Here is an 18,616-nt window from a genome sequence, read left to right on the forward strand (position 1 = left end):
GGATCGCCGTCCCGCACCCCAGGGGTGTCGGTGGCTCCGCCGTCGGTCCCTGTGTGGGGTTCTGCACACTCCAGCCTCGCAGGTCAACAGCAAGTTGACGGCTCCAGCGGGTCGTGGTGGACTGCCCGAGCCATGTACGACGGCAGAAGAGGAAGCCGGTGTGAATCCGGCGCGGTCCCGCCACTGTCACCGGGGTAGTAACCCCCGGGAGCCAGGAACTCTCGCCGCCGGTCTCGTCGAACCAGGGCGTGGACACCCTGAGTGAGGACATATCGCCATGCTCGCTCGGCCGTTGAGGTACCGCACCGGTTCACTGCCCGGCCCCACGGCCGGCTGAGCCGATGCGTGCCGATCGCCTCTACGCGTACGGCGCCGCCACCGGCCTTCTGGGCGACCTGCTGCTCGGCGATCCGCGCCGAGGGCATCCGGTCGCCGCGTTCGGACGCGCCGCCGGTGCCGTCGAGCGGCTGCTGTGGCGGGACCACCGGGGACGCGGCGCCCTCCACGCCGTCGTGTGCGCCGGCGGGGCCGTGGCCCTGGGAGCCGCCGCCGAACAGGCCGTACGCCGTTCACCCGCGGCCACCGTCGCGTTGGTCTCCGCCGCCACCTGGGCCGTTGTCGGGGGCAGTTCGCTGGTCCGGGAGGCCCGGGCCGTCGGGCGGGCCCTCGAAGCGGGGGACGTCGAGGCCGCCCGGGAGCGGCTGCCGCATCTGTGCGGGCGGGACCCGCAGGCGCTGGACGCCGACGGGATCGCCCGGGCCGTCGTGGAGTCGGTCGCCGAGAACACCTCCGACGCCGTCGTGGGCGCGCTGGTGTGGGGGGCGGTGGGCGGGGTGCCGGGCCTGGTCGGGTTCCGGGCCGTCAACACCCTGGACGCCATGGTCGGTCACCGGTCGCCGAGGTATCTGCGCTACGGCTGGGCCGCCGCCCGCCTCGACGACGTCGCCGGATGGCCGGGAGCCCGGCTGACCGCCGTGCTCGCCGCCGTCGCGGGGGACGATCCGCGGGGCGCCGTGCGCGCCTGGCGGGCCGACGCCCGCCGCCATCCGAGCCCCAACGCCGGTCCGGTGGAAGCCTCTTTCGCGGGCGCGCTCGGGGTGCGGCTGGGCGGGACCCTGTCGTACGGCGGACGGGTCGAGCACCGCCCCGTGCTGAACGGCGCGGCCGGGCGGCCCGTCGCCGTCCGGGACATCGAACGTGCCGCGCGGCTCTCCCGCCGCGTCGGTCTGCTCGCGCTCGGCGTGACCGTCGCCGCGCGCATCGCCGCCACGCGCGTCGTCGCGAGGAACCAGCCGAAGGGGCGTACGACATGAGCGGGGGTCTCCTCGTCGCCGGCACCACCTCCGACGCCGGCAAGAGCGTCGTCACCGCCGGGATCTGCCGGTGGCTGGTGCGCCAGGGGGTGAAGGTCGCGCCCTTCAAGGCGCAGAACATGTCCCTCAACTCGTTCGTGACGACCGAGGGCGCCGAGATCGGGCGGGCGCAGGCCATGCAGGCCCAGGCCTGCCGGGTGGAGCCGACCGCGCTGATGAATCCGGTGCTGCTCAAGCCGGGCGGCGAGCAGAGCAGCCAGGTCGTGCTGCTCGGCAAGCCGGTGGGCGAGATGACCGCCCGTGGCTATCACGGGGGGCGGCAGCAGAAACTCCTCGGAACCGTTCTCGACTGCCTCGCCGAGTTGCGGGGCACGTATGACGCGGTGATCTGTGAGGGGGCGGGCAGTCCGGCCGAGATCAATCTGCGGCGGACCGACATCGTGAACATGGGGATCGCGCGGGGCGCGCGGCTGCCCGTGCTCGTCGTCGGCGACATCGACCGCGGGGGCGTCTTCGCCTCCTTCTTCGGCACCGTCGCCCTGCTCTCGCCCGAGGACCAGGAACTGGTCGCCGGGTTCCTGGTCAACAAGTTCCGGGGGGACGTCTCCCTGCTGGAGCCGGGCCTGGAGATGCTGCACGGGCTCACCGGGCGGCGGAGTTACGGCGTGCTGCCGTTCCGGCACGGGCTGGGGATCGACGAGGAGGACGGGCTGAGGGTCTCGCTGCGCGGGACCGTGCGGGAGTCGAACACCGCCCCGCCCGTCGGCGAGGACGTGCTGCGCGTCGCCGTCTGCGCGATCCCGCTCATGTCCAACTTCACGGACGTGGACGCGCTGGCCGCCGAACCCGGAGTCGTCGTGCGGTTCGTGGACCGCCCCGAGGAACTGGCCGACGCCGACCTGGTGGTGATCCCCGGGACCCGGGGGACCGTGCGCGCCCTGGAGTGGCTCCGCGAGCGGGGGCTGGCCGAGGCGATCCTGCGCAGGGCCGCCGAACAGCGGCCCGTCCTCGGCATCTGCGGCGGCTTCCAGATCCTCGGCGAGCACATCGAGGACAAGGTCGAGAGCCGGCGCGGGCGGGTCGAAGGGCTCGGGATCCTGCCCGTGCGGGTGCGGTTCGCCCGCGAGAAGACCCTCACCCGGCCCGTCGGCGAAGCCCTCGGCGAGCGGGTCGAGGGGTACGAGATCCATCACGGGGTCGCCGAAGTCCTGGGCGGGGAGGCCTTTCTGGACGGATGCCGGGTCGGCGGCGTCTGGGGCACCCACTGGCACGGCTCGCTGGAGTCGGACGGATTCCGGCGGGCCTTCCTGCGCGAGGTGGCGGCCGCCGCGGGCCGTCGCTTCGTGCCCGCCGCCGACACCTCGTTCGCCGGGCTGCGCGAGGAGCAGCTCGACCGGCTCGGCGACCTGATCGAACAGCACGCGGACACCGACGCGCTCTGGCGGCTCATCGAGTCGGGCGCGCCGCAAGGACTGCCTTTCATTCCACCGGGAGCGCCCGCATGAGCACAGTGTTGTTGTTGTCGACCGCCGACACCGATCTGCTGGCGGCCCGGGCCGCCGCCGGCGTCTCGTACCGGATCGGCAACCCGACCCGGGTGGATGTCGAGCAGGAGCTTCCCGGGCTGCTGGACGGCGCGGACATCGCCGTCGTACGCCTGCTCGGCGGCAAGCGGGCCTGGGAGGACGGGCTCGCCGCGCTCGCGGCGTCGGGGGTGCCGACCGTGCTGCTGGGCGGCGAGGCCGTGCCCGACGCGGAGCTGATGGCCGAGTCGTCGGCGCCCGCCGGTGTGGTGGCGGAGGCGCTGCGCTACCTCGTCGAGGGCGGGCCGGCCAACCTGACCGAGCTGGCCCGGTTCCTCTCCGACACGGTGCTGCTGACCGGTGAGGGGTTCGTGGAGCCGCAGAAGATGCCCGAGTTCGGCGTCCACGGCGAGCGCGCCCTCGTCGAGGGGCGGCCGACCGTCGGGGTGCTCTTCTACCGGGCGCACGAACTGAGCGGGAACACCGCCTTCGTGGACACGCTGTGCGACGCCGTCGAGGCACGCGGCGCCAACGCCCTGCCCGTGTACTGCGGTTCGCTGCGCGGGGCGGACCCGGGGCTGTACGAGATCCTCGGCCGGGCCGACACCCTCGTCGCCACCGTCCTCGCCGCCGGCGGTACGCACGCCTCCGAGGCCTCGGCGGGCGGGGACGAGGAGGCCTGGGACATCGGCGCGCTCGCCGACCTCGACGTCCCCGTGCTGCAAGGACTCTGCCTCACCTCGTCGAAGAGCGCCTGGGAGGAGTCCGACGCCGCGCTCTCCCCCATGGACGCGGCGATGCAGGTCGCCATCCCGGAGTTCGACGGGCGGATCATCACCGTCCCCTTCTCCTTCAAGGAGCAGGGCCCGGACGACGTGCCCGTGTACATCGCCGACCCCGAGCGGGCCGGACGCGTCGCCGGAATCGCCGTGCGGCACGCCCGGTTGCGGCACAAGCCGAACAGCGAGAAGAAGCTCGCGCTCGTCTTCACCGCCTACCCGACCAAGCACTCGCGGGTCGGCAACGCGGTCGGTCTCGACACCCCCGCCTCGGCCGTCCGCGTCCTCGACGCGCTGCGGGACGCCGGGTACGGCGTCCAGGGACATCCGGACAACGGCGACGAGCTGATCCACCGGCTCATCAACGCCGGTGGCCACGACGTCGAATGGCTCACCGAGGAGCAGCTGGCCGCCGCGCCGGCCCGGGTCCCGCTGGCCGACTACCGGGCATGGTTCGACAAGCTCGACCGCAAGTTGCGCGACGCCATGCTGGAGGCGTGGGGCGAGCCGCCGGGCTCGCTGTACGTCGACGGGGACGACATCGTGCTGGCCTCCCTCGAGTTCGGGAACGTCGTCGTGATGATCCAGCCGCCGCGCGGCTTCGGCGAGAACCCGATCGCGATCTACCACGACCCCGACATGCCGCCTTCGCACCACTACATGGCGGCCTACCGGTGGCTGGAGAACAGTTTCGGCGCCGACGCGATCGTCCACATGGGCAAGCACGGCACGATGGAGTGGCTGCCGGGCAAGGGGCTCGGGCTGAGCGGGGGCTGTGCCCCGGACGCCGTCCTGGGCGACCTGCCGCTCGTCTACCCCTTCATCGTCAACGACCCCGGTGAGGGGACCCAGGCCAAGCGGCGCGGACACGCCACCGTCGTCGACCATCTCGTGCCGCCGATGGCGCGTGCCGACACCTACGGCGACCTGGCCAAGCTGGAACAGCTCCTCGACGAGTACGCGCTCGTCTCCGACCTGGACCCGACGAAGGCGCCGGCCGTGCGGGCGCAGATCTGGACGCTGGTCAAGGCGGCGGAGCTGCACAACGACCTGCACGTGGACGAGCAGCCGGGCGACGACGACTTCGACTCGTTCGTCATGCACATCGACGGCTATCTGTGCGAGATCAAGGACGTGCAGATCAGGGACGGGCTGCACATCCTCGGCGGCGGTCCGGTCGGCGAGGCGCGGGTGAACCTGGTGCTGGCCGTGCTGCGCGCCTCGCAGGTGTGGGGCGGGCAGGCGAACGCGCTGCCGGGTCTGCGGGCCGCGCTGGCCGCCCATTTCGGGCTGGTCGAGAAGGAGTTGCTCGCCGAGCCGGGTGCGCCGGTGAAGGTGCCGGTCGAGCTGACGGACCTCGTCGAGGGCCCCGCCCGTACCGGCGCCGACGCCGTCGACCTGCTGGAGCAGCTGTGCCGGCGGATCGCGGAGGGCGCGGAGGAGCGCGCGTGGGCGGTCTCCGAGAGCCGTGCCCTGGTGCGTGAGGTGCTCGGCACCGAACTCCCGGAGGCCGTGGCGGTGCTGGAGTTCGCGTGCGCCGAGGTCGTACCGCGGCTCGCGAGGACCACCGACGAGATCGGGCACATCCTCAAGGCGCTGGACGGCGGTTACGTCCCGGCCGGGCCGTCCGGCTCGCCGACGCGGGGGCTGGTCAACGTCCTGCCGACCGGCCGCAACTTCTACTCGGTCGACCCCAAGGCCATTCCCTCCAGGCTGAGCTGGGAGGTCGGGCAGTCGCTCGCCGACTCCCTCGTGCAGCGGTACCTCCAGGACACGGGCGAGTACCCGAAGTCGGTCGGCCTCACGGTCTGGGGCACCTCCGCGATGCGCACCCAGGGCGACGACATCGCCGAGATCCTGGCGCTGCTCGGCTGCCGTCCGGTGTGGGACGACGCCTCGCGCCGGGTGACGGGCTTCGAGGTCGTGCCCCTGGACGAGCTGGGCCGGCCGCGCATCGACGTGACCGTGCGCATCTCCGGGTTCTTCCGGGACGCGTTCCCCCACGTGGTGGGGCTGATCGACGACGCGGTGCGGGCGGTGGCCGAGCTGGCCGAGCCCGCGGAGTCCAACTTCGTGCGGGCCCACGTGGACGAGGACGCCGCCGGGCACGGCGACCGGCGGCGGGCGACGGCCCGTATCTTCGGCTCCAAGCCGGGGGCCTACGGGGCGGGGCTGCTGCCGCTGATCGACGCCCGCAACTGGCGTTCGGACGCGGATCTCGCCGAGGTGTACGCCGTCTGGGGCGGTTACGCCTACGGGCGCGGGCTCGACGGGCGGGCGGCGCGCGGGGACATGGAGACGGCGTTCAAGCGGATCGCCGTGGCGGCCAAGAACGTGGACACGCGCGAGCACGACCTCGTCGACGCCGACGACTACTTCCAGTACCACGGCGGCATGGTCGCCATGGTGCGGCATCTGACGGGCGCCAACCCCGAGGCGTACGTGGGTGATTCGGCCGTCCCGGACCAGGTGAGGACCCGGACCCTCGGCGAGGAGACGCACCGCGTGTTCCGGGCCCGGGTGGTCAATCCGCGTTGGATGGCGGCGATGCGCCGGCACGGCTACAAGGGCGCCTTCGAGATGGCGGCGACCGTCGACTACCTCTTCGGCTACGACGCCACCGCCGGGGTCGTCGACGACTGGATGTACGAGAAACTCAGCGCCGAGTACGTCTTCGACGCGGAGAACCGGGACTTCATGAAGAAGTCCAACCCGTGGGCCCTGCGGGGCATCACCGAGCGGCTCCTCGAAGCCGCCGACCGCGGGCTGTGGGCCGAGCCGGACGCCGACACGATCGAGCGGCTGCGCGCCACCTACCTGGAGCTCGAAGGCGACCTGGAGGGCGACGAGAAGTGAGTACTCCTTTCCCGTTCACGGCCGTCGTCGGCCAGGACGACCTGCGGCTCGCGCTGCTGCTGAACGCCGTCTCGCCCGCGGTGGGCGGGGTGCTGGTCCGTGGTGAGAAGGGCACCGCCAAGTCCACGGCGGTGCGCGCCCTCGCGGCGCTCATGCCCGCCCTGGACGTGGTCTCCGGCTGCCGGTTCTCCTGTGACCCCGACTCCCCCGACCCCGCCTGCCCGGACGGACCGCACGAGCCGGGGGCGTTCGAGACCCGGCCGGCCCGGATGGTCGAACTGCCCGTCGGCGCCTCCGAGGACCGGCTGGTCGGCGCCCTCGACATCGAGCGGGCGCTCGCCGAGGGCGTCAAGGCCTTCGAGCCGGGGCTCCTCGCGGACGCGCACCGCGGGATCCTGTACGTCGACGAGGTCAACCTCCTGCACGACCACCTGGTCGACCTGCTGCTCGACGCGGCCGCGATGGGCGCCTCGTACGTGGAGCGCGAGGGCGTCTCCGTGCGCCACGCCGCACGGTTCCTGCTCGTCGGGACGATGAACCCCGAGGAGGGCGAGCTGCGGCCGCAGCTGCTCGACCGGTTCGGGCTGACGGTGGAGGTCGCCGCCTCGCGCGAGCCCGACCAGCGGGTGGAGGTCGTACGGCGCAGGCTCGCGTACGACGACGATCCCGCGGGTTTCGCCGAGCGGTGGGCGGACGAGGAGAGCGCCGTACGCGGGCGGATCGTGGCGGCGCGCAAGCTGCTGCCGTCGGTGCGGCTGGGCGACGGGGCGCTGCGGCAGATCGCGGCGACCTGCGCCGCCTTCGAGGTGGACGGCATGCGGGCCGACATCGTGATGGCGCGGACGGCCACCGCCCTGGCCGCCTGGGCCGGGCGCACGGACGTGCTCGCGGAGGACGTCCGGCAGGCCGCGCTGCTGGCGCTGCCGCACCGCCGGCGCCGCAACCCCTTCGACGCGCCGGGGATCGACGAGGACAAGCTCGACGAGACGCTGGAGGAGTTCGGCGGCTCGGACGACGAGGACCCCGAGCCCGACCCCGACGGGCCGGGCGGCGGGGACGGCGGCGGGGACGGCGGCGAGCCGCCGCAGTCCGACGGTGAGGGCCCGGCGGACGACGACACCGCCGCCCGGCCCGAGGCAGACGACAGCACGGCGAGCCCGCAGAGCGGCGAGGGCGGGGAACCGCAGCCCGCCGGTGCCGGGGCCGGGGAGCAGTCCGCCGTGCGGGCCGCCGAGCCGTTCCGCACGAAGGTGCTGAGCGTGCCCGGGATCGGTGAGGGCGCCGCCGGACGGCGCTCACGGGCGCGGACCGAGCACGGGCGGACGACGGGGGCGCGACGGCCCCGGGGCACGCTGACCAAGCTGCACCTGGCCGCCACGGTGATGGCCGCCGCCCCGCACCAGCGCGAGCGCGGGCGGTCCGGGCGCGGGCTCGTCGTGCGCCGGGACGATCTGCGGCAGGCGACCCGGGAGGGGCGTGAGGGCAACCTCGTGCTGTTCGTCGTGGACGCGTCCGGGTCGATGGCGGCCCGGCAGCGGATGAGCGCGGTGAAGGGCGCCGTGCTGTCGCTGCTGCTCGACGCCTATCAGCGGCGCGACAAGGTGGGGCTCGTCAGCTTCCGGGGGACGACCGCGGACGTCGCGCTGCCGCCCACCTCGTCGGTGGACGCCGCCGCCGTACGCCTGGAGTCGTTGCCCACCGGTGGGCGGACCCCGCTCGCCGCCGGGCTGCTCAAGGCGCACGACGTGCTGCGGGTCGAGCGGCTGCGGGATCCGGCACGGCGGGCGCTGGTCGTCGTCGTGACGGACGGCCGGGCCACCGGTGGACCCGAGCCGGTCGCCCTCGCCGGGCGGGCTGCGCGGTTGTTCGCCGCCGAGGGGACCGCGTCCGTGGTCGTCGACTGCGAGTCGGGGCCCGTGCGGCTCGGGCTCGCGGGGCAGCTCGCCGGTGAGCTGGGCGGCAGCGCCGTGACGCTGGACGAGTTGCGGGCGGACTCCATCGCCGGGCTGGTCAGGGACGTGCAGGGGACTTCGAGGAGGGCCGCGTAATGCCTCAGGGACAGCCGAGTGTGGTGCCGGACGACGGGCTGACCACACGTCAGCGACGCAACCGGCCGCTGGTCGTCGTGCACACGGGAGTCGGCAAGGGCAAGTCCACCGCCGCCTTCGGGCTCGCGCTGCGGGCCTGGAACCAGGGGTGGCCCATCGGGGTGTTCCAGTTCGTCAAGTCGGCGAAGTGGAAGGTCGGCGAGGAGAACGCGCTGCGGGTGCTCGGGGCGTCCGGGGAGGGCGGTTCCGTCGACTGGCACAAGATGGGCGAGGGGTGGTCCTGGGTCCAGCGGGACTCCCAGATGGACAACGAGGAGAAGGCCCGCGAGGGCTGGGAGCAGGTCAAGCGGGACCTCGCCGCCGAGACGTACAAGCTGTACGTGCTCGACGAGTTCGCGTATCCGATGCACTGGGGATGGGTCGACACGGACGAGGTCGTCGACGTGCTGCGCCATCGGCCGGGCACCCAGCATGTCGTGATCACCGGGCGGAACGCGCCGAAGAAGCTCGTCGGCTTCGCCGACCTCGTCACCGACATGTCCAAGGTGAAGCACCCGATGGACGCGGGTCAGAAGGGTCAGCGGGGTATCGAGTGGTGACGCCGTGCTGACCTCCCCGTCCTCCGTCCCCCGGCTGGTCGTCGCCGCGCCCTCCTCGGGCAGCGGCAAGACCACCGTCGCCACCGGGCTGATGGCCGCGCTCACCGCGCGGGGGCTCGCCGTGTCCCCGCACAAGGTCGGGCCGGACTACATCGACCCCGGGTACCACTCGCTCGCGACCGGGCGGACGGGACGCAACCTCGACGCCTATCTGTGCGGGCCCGACCTGGTGGGGCCGCTGTTCGCGCACGGTGCGAACGGATGCGACATCGCCGTGGTCGAGGGGGTCATGGGGATGTTCGACGGCGCCGCCGGGGAGGGTGAGCTGGCGTCCACCGCCCAGGTGGCGAAGCTGCTGCGGGCGCCGGTCGTGCTCGTCGTCGACGCGTCGTCGCAGTCGCGGTCGGTGGCCGCGCTCGTGCACGGGTTCGCCTCCTGGGATCCGGAGGTCCGGATCGGGGGCGTGATCCTCAACAAGGTCGCCTCCGACCGGCATGAGGAGTTGCTGCGGGAAGCGCTCGAGTCGGCCGGGGTACCGGTGCTGGGGGTGCTGCGGCGGGTGGCTCAGGTGGATACGCCGTCGCGGCATCTCGGGTTGGTGCCGGTCGCCGAGCGCCGGGCTGCCGCGGTGGACGCGGTGGCGGCCATGGCCGCGCAGGTTTCGCAGGGGTGCGATCTCGAGGCGCTGGTCGCGCTGGCGCGTGGTGCGGGAGTGTTGCCGGGTCCGGCCTGGGATGCGGCCGCGGCGCTGGCCTCCTCGCCCCCGCCGCCCCTTCCCGTACCGACCCCGGACCCCCGCTCCCGGCCTGAACGGTCTCGTCCCGGAACGCCGGACGGCCTGAACGGGCGAGTGCGGGTCGCCGTCGCGGGTGGGCCCGCGTTCACCTTCTCCTATGCCGAGCACACGGAGTTGCTCAGCGCCGCCGGGGCCGAGGTCGTCGTCTTCGATCCGCTTCGGGACGAGGGGCTTCCGGAAGGGACCCGGGGGCTGGTCGTCGGGGGCGGGTTTCCCGAGGTGTACGCCGCCGAGCTGTCCGGGAACGAGGCGCTGCGCAAGGAGGTCGCCGCGCTCGCCGAGTCCGGTGCCCCGGTCGCCGCGGAGTGTGCCGGGCTGCTGTACCTGTGCCGGGAGCTGGACGGGCAGCCCATGTGCGGGGTGCTCGACGCCACCGCGCGGATGAGCGAGCGGCTCACGCTCGGGTATCGGGACGCCGTGGCCGTGAGCGACAGCGTGCTGGCCGTGGCCGGGACGCGGATGCGGGGACACGAGTTCCACCGGACCGTCGTCGAGCCCGGCTCGGGGGCGGCCCCCGCCTGGGGAGTACTGGCCCCACGGCGGGTCGAGGGTTTTGTGGAGCGCGGTGTGCACGCGAGTTATCTGCACACGCACTGGGCGTCCGAGCCCGGTGTGGCCCGTCGGTTCGTGGAGAGGTGCCGGACGTCATGAGCAGCAGGCTGGTCGGGGTCGGGGTGGGTCCCGGGGATCCGGAGCTGGTGACCGTCAAGGGGGTCAACGCGCTGCGGGCCGCCGAGGTCGTCGTCGTGCCCGTGATGGACAGCGGGGAACGCGGGCGGGCCGAGGCCACCGTGCTGCACTACGTGCCGGCGGAGAAGGTCGTCCGGGTCGTCTTCGCGCTGAACGAGCGGACCGACCGGGCGCGCCGGGAGGCCGCCTGGGACGTCGCCGGCGAGCGGGTCGCCGCGTTGCTGCGGCAGCACGGCGCCGTCGCCTTCGCGACCATCGGCGATCCCAACGTGTACTCCACCTTCACCTATCTCGCGCAGACCGTCGTGGCGTCGGTGCCGGGCGTGGTGATCGAGACCGTCCCGGGGATCACCGCCATGCAGGATCTCGCGGCGCGGTCGGGCGCCGTGCTGACCGAGGGCACCGAGCCGTTGACGCTGGTGCCGGTCACCGCGGGTTCGGCCGTGCTGAAGGACGCGCTCGCCGGGCCGGGGACCGTCGTGGCCTACAAGTTCGGACGGCAGGCCGCCGAGGTCGCCGAGGCGCTGCGGGAGACCGGGCGGCTCGGGGACGCCGTATGGGGGTCGGCGCTGGGTCTGGCCGAGGAGTCCATCCGCAGCGCCGAGGAGCTGGACGGCGAACCGCTTCCCTACCTGTCCACGCTCATCGCGCCCGCGCGGCGCGCGGGCGGCCGGGGCGGCAAGCTGTGAGTCCGTCCGCCGCCGGGTCAGGAGGCCAGGCCCACCACCAGCCAGATGAAGGCCGCGCCCGCGATCGTGCACAGCACGGTCGAGCGGGCGGGGTGTTCGTGGTGCGCCTCGGGGAGGATCTCGGCTGCCGCCAGGTAGAGCAGCGCGCCGCCGAAGAAGCCCAGGTAGGCGCCCAGGAGCTGCTCGGGGATGGTGACGAAGGACGTGGAGGCCGCGCCGACGACAGGCGCCGCCGCGTCCGCGAACAGCATGGCCAGGGCCTTGCGGCGGTCGTTCCCGTACAGGCTCGTGATCGTGTAGGTGTTGAAGCCGTCCGCGAAGTCGTGGGCGATGACCGCGAGGGCGACGGCGATCCCCATGCCGCCGCCCACCTGGAAGGCCGCGCCGATCGCCACGCCGTCCATGGCGCTGTGGCCCACCATCGCCGCGGCCGCCGTCAGTCCGACCTCGGGAGCCCGGCCGTCGTGCTCCTCGGCTCCGTGCGCGGCCTGCCGCACCGCCAGCAGCCGTTCCACCAGATGGGCCAGCAGGAAGCCCGCCACGAAGAGCAGCAGCGCGGCCGGGACGCCGAAGACCTCCGTGCCGGCCGCCTCCAGGGCCTCCGGCAGCAGATCCAGGCCGACGACGCCCAGCATCAGGCCGCCGGCCAGGCCCAGCACCAGGTGGCGGCGGTCGGTCACACGCTGTGCCGTCCAGCCGCCGGCCAGCGTCATGAGGAACGCGCCGAGCGCGACGAAGACCGCCATAGGCCCTTGCTATCCGATCAACCCCAGGTCGCGCACATCCGCGCCGATCGCTGACGCCGGAAAACACGGACAAAGCCCGTTATGAGAGGACCAGAACCCATGGCCGATGCCCCCGCCGGCAAGGTGACCTTCGTCGGTGCCGGCCCCGGCGCCGCCGACCTGCTGACGTTCCGTGCCGCGCGTGCGATCGCCGACGCCGACGTCGTGATCTGGGCCGCGAGCCTGGTCCAGGCGGAGGTTCTCGAGCACGCGCGCGAGGGCGCGGAGATTCTCGACTCGGCGACCATGTCCCTGGAGGACGTCGTCGCCGTGTACGAGCGGGCCCGCCGGGAGGGGCTGAAGGTGGCCCGCATCCACTCCGGCGACCCCGCGCTCTGGGGCGGTACGCAGGAGCAGCTCGACCGGTGCGAGGAGATCGGCGTCGAGACCGAGATCGTGCCCGGGGTGTCCTCCTTCTCGGCCGTCGCCGCGCTCGCCCGGCGCGAGCTGACGATCCCCGAGGTGGCGCAGTCGGTGGTCCTCACCCGGCTCGGCGGCGGCAAGACGCCGATGCCGCCCGGCGAGGAGGTGCGGGAGTTCGCGAAGCACGGCACGACCATGGCGATCTTCCTGTCGGCCGCGCGCAGCGGTCAGCTGGTGCGGGAGCTGCTGGAGGGGGGCTACCCGACCGCCACCCCGGTGGTCATCGCCTACCAGGCGACCTGGCCGGAGGAGCTGGTCGTGAAATGCACCATCGAGACGCTGGAGGAGACCGTCAAGGAGCACAAGCTCTGGAAGCACACCCTCTTCCTGGTCGGTCCGGCCCTCGACGCGCACGGCACCCGCTCGCACCTGTACCACCCCGGTCACTTCCACGGCTATCGCAAGGCCGACCCGGAGGCCCGCCGGGCGCTGCGGACACGGGGTGCCAGTACGTGAGAGGCCTGATCACCGTCGTCGGTACGGGGACGGGCACGGCGCCCGGCGGGGAGGTCTTCGCCGGCGCCCGGCTCGTCGTGGGCGGGCGGCGCCACCTGGACGCCGCGGGACTGCCCGCGTCCGTCGAGCGGATCGTCCTCGGTCCGCTCGCGCCGGCCCTGGACGCCATCGCCGAGTACGTCGGCGAGGACCGGCGTGTGGTCGTGCTGGCCTCCGGCGACCCCGGGTTCTTCGGGATCGTGCGGGCGCTGGCCGAACGGTTCGGGTCGCACCGCCTGGACGTCCGGCCCGGTGTCTCCTCCGTGGCCACCGCCTTCGCCCGGCTCGGACTGACCTGGGACGACGCCGTCGTCGTGAGCGCGCACGGGCGTGATCCGCGGACGGCCGTCAACGTCTGCCGGGCGCACCCGAAGGTGGCGGTCCTGACCGGGCCGGGCGCCGGGCCCGCCGAGCTGGGTGCCGCGCTCGCGCGCAGCGCGCCCGGGCGGGTGCTCGTCGTGGCCTCGGCGCTGGGCGACCCCGCGGGCGAACGGGTGGAGCGCGTCTCCCCCGGCGAGGCCGCCGGACGGGACTGGGGCACGGCGGTGAGTGTCGTGCTGTGCCTGGACGAGGCGCGGACGCCCGGTCCGGTACGCACGCTCGCCGGACCCGCGGTCCGGGCCGCCGGGTGGGCGCTGGACGAGGGCGACTTCGCCCACCGCGATTCGATGATCACCAAGTTCGAGGTCCGGGCGCTGGCCCTGGCCCGGCTGGGGCCGCGCTCCGGCGACCTGGTCTGGGACGTGGGCTCGGGGTCGGGGTCCGTGGCCGTGGAGTGCGCGCGCCTCGGCGCCGCGGTCAGCGCCGTCGAGAAGGCGGCGGACGGGGTCGCCCGGATCCGTGCCAACGCCGGGGCGCACGGTGTCGACGTGCACGTCGTGCACGGCAGCGCCCCCGACGCTCTGGCCGGACTCGACGATCCCGACGCCGTGTTCGTCGGCGGTGGCGGGCGCGAGCTGCCCGGCATCGTCGGCGCGTGCGCGCGGCGGGCCCGGCGGACGGTGGTCGTCGCGATGGCCGCGCTGGACCGGGTGCCGGCGGTGCGCGGCGCGCTCGGCGACGCCGGGTTCGACTGCGACGGTGTGCTGCTGCACTCCTCACGGCTCGCGCCGCTGCCGGGTGACGTGACCCGGCTGGCCGCGACCAATCCCGTTTTCCTGCTGTGGGGTGTCAGAGACGCCGTCGGCGCGCACCCTGTCCATCGAGAAGGAGTAGCCCTGTGATCGGCCTCATTTCCGCCACCGCGGCGGGGGCGGCGGCGCGCGACCGGCTGGCCGCGGCCTGGCCGGACCGCACGCGCGTGTACGACGGCCCGGTCGGGGACGCCGTCCGGCGGGCGTTCGCGGAGTGCGAGCAGCTCGTGTGCTTCCTGGCGACCGGGGCGGTCGTCCGGCTGGTCGCGCCCCTGCTGTCCGACAAGACGTCCGACCCGGGTGTGGTGTGCGTCGACGAGGCCGGCCGGTTCGCCGTCCCGGTGGTCGGCGGGCACGCCGGCGGGGCCAACGAACTCGCTCTGGCCGTGGGCGGGTTGCTGGGCGCGCAGCCCGTGCTGACCACGGCCACGGACGCCGTCGGCATCCCCGGCCTCGACACGCTCGGTCTTCCCGTGGAAGGCGATGTGGCCGGCGTGACGCGGGCCCTGCTGGACGGTGAGCCGGTCGCGCTGGCCGCCGAGGTGGCGTGGCCGCTGCCGCCGGTGCCGTTCGCCGGGCGGGGGTCGTACACCGTGCGGCTGACGGACCGTGCGGTCGAGCCGTCGTCCGGGGAGGTGCTGTTGCGTCCGCCGTCCCTCGTCGTCGGGGTCGGCGCGTCCAGGGGCGCCCCGGTCGACGAGGTGCTCGGCCTGGTCGAGGGCGTGCTGCGGGAGGCGGGACTGTCCGTGCGGAGTCTCGCCGAGCTCGCCACCGTGGACGCCAAGGCCGACGAGCCGGGCATCGTCGAGGCCGCCCGACGGCTCGGTGTGCCCGTGGTGACGTACTCCGCCGAGGAGCTGGCGGGCGTCGAGGTGCCGAACCCGTCCGACGCCCCGCTCGCCGCCGTCGGCACGCCGTCCGTGGCGGAGGCGGCGGCGCTGATCGGCGGCGGCGAACTGCTGGTCCCCAAGCGGAAGTCGGCGGGGGTCCCCGCGACGGCGACCTGCGCGGTCGTACGGCGGCCGGGGCGCGGACGGCTCGCGGTCGTCGGGCTCGGGCCCGGCGCGCGGGACCTGCTGACGCCGCGCGCCCGGGCGGAGCTGGAGCGGGCCTCGGTACTCGTCGGACTCGACCAGTACGTCGATCAGATCCGCGACCTGCTGCGGCCCGGCACCCGGATCCTGGAGTCGGGGCTCGGCGCCGAGGAGGAGCGGGCCCGGACCGCCGTGGCGGAGGCCCGGCGCGGGCAGGCCGTCGCGCTGATCGGCAGCGGGGACGCGGGCGTGTACGCGATGGCCTCCCCGGCGCTCGCCGAGGCGTCCGACGACATCGACGTGGTCGGGGTGCCGGGGGTGACCGCCGCGCTCGCGGCCGGTGCGATCCTCGGTGCGCCGCTGGGCCACGACCACGTGTCGATCAGCCTGTCCGATCTGCACACGCCGTGGGAGGTCATCGAGCGGCGGGTGCGGGCGGCGGCCGAGGCGGACATCGTCGTCACCTTCTACAACCCCCGTTCCCGGGGCCGCGACTGGCAGCTCCCGAAGGCGCTCTCGATCCTCGCGGAGCACCGGGAGCCGACGACGCCGGTGGGTGTCGTGCGCAACGCCTCGCGCCCGGACGGCACGGCACGGCTGACGACGCTGACGGAACTCGACCCGGCGTGGGTCGACATGATGACGGTCGTGACCGTGGGCAACACGGCGACCCGGAACATCGCGGGGCGCATGGTGACGCCCCGCGGCTACCGCTGGCAGGAGAACTCCCCGGAAAGCCCGGAGAGCTCCCGGGAGGGCGCCCTGTGAACCGTGTGGTCCATCCGATCGAGCAGGAGTCCTTCCGGCGGCTGCGGGCCCGCCTGGACACCTCGCGCTTCGCGCCGCTGAGCCGGGCGGTGGTGGAGCGGGTCATCCACTCCGCCGCCGACCTGGAGTACGCGAGCGATCTCGTGCTGGACGAGGGCGAGTTGGCGAAGGCGCACGTCGCGCTGCACGCCGGGGCGCCCGTCGTCGTCGACGTGGAGATGGTGGCCGCGGGGATCACCCGGCGGGAGACCGTCTGCCGTCTCAGGGACGCCCGCTCCGGACCCGGGCTGACCCGGTCCGCCCACGCGATCCGGCTGGCGTACGAGGAGGTCGGGCCCGGCGCCCTCTGGGTGATCGGCTGCGCGCCGACCGCCCTGGAGGAACTGCTGACGCTCGACGCCTCCCCCGCGCTGGTCATCGGACTGCCCGTCGGGTTCGTCGGTGCGGCCGAGTCGAAGGCCGCGCTCCGCGAGAGCGGGCTGCCCGCAGTGAGCAACGTGTCCGAGAAGGGCGGGTCGGCGGTCGCCGCCGCCGCGCTCAACGCCCTGCTGTACACCCCCCTTTCGCCCTCCGAGGAGAAAAAGTGATCACCCCGCCGCCCGCTCTGCTCATCGCCGGCCATGGCACCCGGGACGAGGCCGGAGCCGAGGCCTTCCGTGACTTCGTACGGGAGCTGGGCCGCCGCCACCCCGAACTGCCCGTCGCCGGCGGCTTCATCGAGCTGTCCCCGCCGCCGCTGGGCGACGCGGTGACGGAGCTGGTGGAGCGTGGCGTACGACGGTTCGCCGCCGTTCCGCTGATGCTGGTGTCCGCCGGGCACGCCAAGGGCGACATCCCGGCGGCCCTGTCCCGCGAGAAGGAGCGGCATCCGGGGATCTCCTACACGTACGGGCGTCCGCTGGGCCCGCACCCGGCGCTGCTGAACGTGCTGGAGCGACGCCTCGACGAGGCGCTGGGCACCGTGGGGCGCGCTGCCGATGACCTGGCCGACGTGACCGTGCTGCTGGTCGGACGCGGGTCGACGGACCCGGACGCCAACGCCGAGGTGTACAAGGCGGCGCGGCTGCTGTGGGAGGGACGCGGGTACGCGGGCGTGGAGACCGCGTTCGTGTCGCTCGCCGCGCCGGACGTGCCGAGCGGGCTCGACCGGTGCGTGAAGCTCGGGGCGAAGCGGATCGTCGTGCTCCCCTACTTCCTGTTCACCGGCATCCTGCCGGAGCGGGTACGGCAGCAGACCGAGGACTGGGCGGCCGCTCACCCGGAGGCCGAGGTGCGCTCGGCGGACGTCATCGGTCCCGAGCCGGAGCTGCTGGACCTGGTGATGGAGCGGTACGAGGAGGCGGTCAAGGGCGATCTGCGGATGAACTGCGACTCGTGCGTGTACCGGATCGCGCTGCCGGGCTTCGAGGACAAGGTGGGGGCGCCGCAGCAGCCGCACTTCCACCCGGACGACGAGGGCCACCATCACGACGGCCACCACCATCACGGGCCCGCGCACTCCCATGCCCACTGAGGGACCCGCCGCGGGGCACTCCGACGGCCACGACCTGCGCCACCACGGGGACGCCGAGGTGCGCGACGACGGCTCGACGCTCGTCGACCTCGCGGTGAACGTCCGCGCGGACACCCCTCCGCGCTGGCTGCGGGAGCGGGTCGCCGCGTCCCTGAACGGCCTGGCGGCCTACCCGGACGGGCGGGCAGCGCGGGCGGCTGTCGCGGCGCGGCACGGGCTGCCCGTCGAACGGGTGCTGCTGACGTCGGGCGCGGCGGAGGCGTTCGTGCTGCTGGCGCGCGCCCTGAAGGTCCGGCGGCCCGTCGTCGTGCACCCGCAGTTCACGGAGCCCGAGGCGGCGCTGCGGGACGCCGGGCACAGCGTGGACCGGGTGGTGCTGCGCGCCGAGGACGGCTTCCGGCTGGATCCGGCGGCCGTTCCGGAGACGGCCGACCTGGTGGTCGTCGGCAACCCGACGAACCCCACGTCGGTGCTGCACCCGGCGCTGACGATCCGGCGGCTGGCCCGGCCCGGACGGACGCTGGTGGTCGACGAGGCGTTCATGGACGCGGTGCCGGGCGAGCGGGAGGCCCTCGCCGGGATCACGGACGTGCCCGGTCTGGTGGTGCTGCGCAGTCTGACCAAGACCTGGGGGCTGGCGGGGCTGCGGATCGGCTATGTGCTCGCCGCGCCGGAGACCGTCGCCGACCTGGAGCGGGCACAGCCGCTGTGGCCGGTGTCCACGCCGGCGCTGGCGGCGGCGGAGGCGTGCATGGGTGCCGAGGCGCTGGCGGAGGCCGCCCACGCCGCCCGTCGCGTCGCCGCGGACCGGGCCCATCTGGTGGCCGGTCTCGAGGAGTTCGGCGTCGACGGGGTGCGGGTGGTGGGGCCCGCGGAGGGGCCGTTCGTCCTGATGCGGCTGCCCGGGGCCGACGCCGTCCGCCGACAGCTGCGCACCCTGGGGTTCGCGGTCCGGCGCGGTGACACCTTCCCGGGGCTGGACGAGGAGTGGCTGCGGCTGGCGGTACGGGACCGGGCGACGGTGAACCGTTTCCTCCAGGCGCTGGACCAGGCACTGGCCCTGACCCGGGGATGACGGCGGGGTACGGGGGGGTGGGTACGGGGGGTACGGACCCGGGCGGGACGCCCCGGATCCGTACCCCCCGTGCACCGTGCTCCAGCGTTCCGTCCGG

Annotated in this window: 14 protein-coding genes and 1 riboswitch; of the genes, 13 read left to right on the forward strand and 1 reads right to left on the reverse strand. The window is 74.1% G+C overall.

Annotated features, from left to right (window positions below; genetic code table 11):
* Nucleotides 1-90 precede the first annotated feature (90 nt).
* A riboswitch (cobalamin riboswitch) is annotated at nt 91-243 on the forward strand.
* Between the two features lie 98 nt (nt 244-341).
* From QF030_RS11605 to cobI, 7 genes are read left to right on the forward strand one after another with little or no spacing between them, the layout of a single operon-like run.
* On the forward strand, nt 342-1,313 hold the full coding sequence (locus QF030_RS11605; RefSeq protein ID WP_307162574.1) for a cobalamin biosynthesis protein: 972 nt from the start codon (nt 342-344) through the stop codon (nt 1,311-1,313).
* Nucleotides 1,310-2,818, forward strand: coding sequence for a cobyric acid synthase (locus tag QF030_RS11610; RefSeq protein WP_307162575.1), 1,509 nt, complete (start codon nt 1,310-1,312; stop codon nt 2,816-2,818). Before QF030_RS11605 ends, QF030_RS11610 begins: the two co-directional genes overlap by 4 nt.
* Nucleotides 2,815-6,471: a cobaltochelatase subunit CobN gene (cobN, locus tag QF030_RS11615; RefSeq protein WP_307162576.1), complete on the forward strand. Its 3,657-nt coding sequence runs from the start codon at nt 2,815-2,817 to the stop codon at nt 6,469-6,471. The genes QF030_RS11610 and cobN overlap by 4 nt, the downstream gene beginning before the upstream one ends.
* The gene (locus QF030_RS11620) at nt 6,468-8,519 is read left to right on the forward strand and encodes a putative cobaltochelatase (RefSeq protein ID WP_307162577.1); all 2,052 of its coding nucleotides are present in this window, start codon (nt 6,468-6,470) and stop codon (nt 8,517-8,519) included. The genes cobN and QF030_RS11620 overlap by 4 nt, the downstream gene beginning before the upstream one ends.
* Nucleotides 8,519-9,118 (forward strand): cob(I)yrinic acid a,c-diamide adenosyltransferase, encoded by a 600-nt coding sequence (gene cobO / locus QF030_RS11625; protein WP_307162578.1) that lies wholly within the window; start codon nt 8,519-8,521, stop codon nt 9,116-9,118. Before QF030_RS11620 ends, cobO begins: the two co-directional genes overlap by 1 nt.
* Before the next feature lie 4 nt (nt 9,119-9,122).
* Entirely contained in the window at nt 9,123-10,565 is a 1,443-nt protein-coding gene (locus QF030_RS11630) for a cobyrinate a,c-diamide synthase (RefSeq protein WP_307162579.1), read from the forward strand.
* Nucleotides 10,562-11,293, forward strand: coding sequence for a precorrin-2 C(20)-methyltransferase (gene cobI, locus QF030_RS11635; protein ID WP_307162580.1), 732 nt, complete (start codon nt 10,562-10,564; stop codon nt 11,291-11,293). Before QF030_RS11630 ends, cobI begins: the two co-directional genes overlap by 4 nt.
* Nucleotides 11,294-11,310: 17 nt before the next feature.
* Here the strand turns inward: cobI and QF030_RS11640 are convergent, their stop codons facing one another.
* The gene (locus QF030_RS11640; RefSeq protein WP_020130448.1) at nt 11,311-12,039 is read right to left on the reverse strand and encodes a ZIP family metal transporter; all 729 of its coding nucleotides are present in this window, start codon (nt 12,037-12,039) and stop codon (nt 11,311-11,313) included.
* A gap of 99 nt (nt 12,040-12,138) precedes the next feature.
* Between QF030_RS11640 and cobM the strand changes: the two genes are divergently transcribed.
* The 6 genes from cobM to cobC are packed head-to-tail and all read left to right on the forward strand — an operon-like array spanning nt 12,139 to nt 18,519.
* Nucleotides 12,139-12,957, forward strand: a complete 819-nt coding sequence (cobM, locus tag QF030_RS11645) for a precorrin-4 C(11)-methyltransferase (protein WP_307162581.1) — start codon at nt 12,139-12,141, stop codon at nt 12,955-12,957.
* A gap of 5 nt (nt 12,958-12,962) precedes the next feature.
* Nucleotides 12,963-14,219 carry a precorrin-6y C5,15-methyltransferase (decarboxylating) subunit CbiE gene (gene cbiE / locus QF030_RS11650; RefSeq protein ID WP_307167540.1) on the forward strand — a complete coding sequence of 419 codons (1,257 nt, stop codon included), beginning with the start codon at nt 12,963-12,965 and terminating at the stop codon, nt 14,217-14,219.
* The gene (gene cobJ / locus QF030_RS11655; protein ID WP_307162582.1) at nt 14,216-15,931 is read left to right on the forward strand and encodes a precorrin-3B C(17)-methyltransferase; all 1,716 of its coding nucleotides are present in this window, start codon (nt 14,216-14,218) and stop codon (nt 15,929-15,931) included. The genes cbiE and cobJ overlap by 4 nt, the downstream gene beginning before the upstream one ends.
* Nucleotides 15,928-16,518, forward strand: coding sequence for a precorrin-8X methylmutase (locus tag QF030_RS11660; protein ID WP_307162583.1), 591 nt, complete (start codon nt 15,928-15,930; stop codon nt 16,516-16,518). Before cobJ ends, QF030_RS11660 begins: the two co-directional genes overlap by 4 nt.
* Nucleotides 16,515-17,444: a sirohydrochlorin chelatase gene (locus QF030_RS11665; RefSeq protein ID WP_307162584.1), complete on the forward strand. Its 930-nt coding sequence runs from the start codon at nt 16,515-16,517 to the stop codon at nt 17,442-17,444. Before QF030_RS11660 ends, QF030_RS11665 begins: the two co-directional genes overlap by 4 nt.
* A complete protein-coding gene (cobC, locus tag QF030_RS11670) occupies nt 17,434-18,519 on the forward strand; it encodes an Rv2231c family pyridoxal phosphate-dependent protein CobC (RefSeq protein WP_307162585.1) in 1,086 nt (361 codons plus the stop codon). Before QF030_RS11665 ends, cobC begins: the two co-directional genes overlap by 11 nt.
* Nucleotides 18,520-18,616 lie beyond the last annotated feature (97 nt).

This window comes from Streptomyces rishiriensis (assembly GCF_030815485.1).
GTDB lineage: Bacteria > Actinomycetota > Actinomycetes > Streptomycetales > Streptomycetaceae > Streptomyces > Streptomyces rishiriensis_A.

Excerpts from the sequence above, each read along its gene's own strand:
- cobC (WP_307162585.1), top strand. The coding sequence starts at position 17,434 with ATGCCCACTGAGGGACCCGCCGCGGGGCACTCCGACGGCCACGACCTG.
- cobI (WP_307162580.1), top strand. The coding sequence starts at position 10,562 with ATGAGCAGCAGGCTGGTCGGGGTCGGGGTGGGTCCCGGGGATCCGGAG.
- QF030_RS11605 (WP_307162574.1), top strand. The coding sequence starts at position 342 with ATGCGTGCCGATCGCCTCTACGCGTACGGCGCCGCCACCGGCCTTCTG.
- QF030_RS11610 (WP_307162575.1), top strand. The coding sequence starts at position 1,310 with ATGAGCGGGGGTCTCCTCGTCGCCGGCACCACCTCCGACGCCGGCAAG.
- QF030_RS11640 (WP_020130448.1), bottom strand. The coding sequence starts at position 12,039 with ATGGCGGTCTTCGTCGCGCTCGGCGCGTTCCTCATGACGCTGGCCGGC.
- cobM (WP_307162581.1), top strand. The coding sequence starts at position 12,139 with ATGGCCGATGCCCCCGCCGGCAAGGTGACCTTCGTCGGTGCCGGCCCC.
- cobO (WP_307162578.1), top strand. The coding sequence starts at position 8,519 with ATGCCTCAGGGACAGCCGAGTGTGGTGCCGGACGACGGGCTGACCACA.
- cobN (WP_307162576.1), top strand. The coding sequence starts at position 2,815 with ATGAGCACAGTGTTGTTGTTGTCGACCGCCGACACCGATCTGCTGGCG.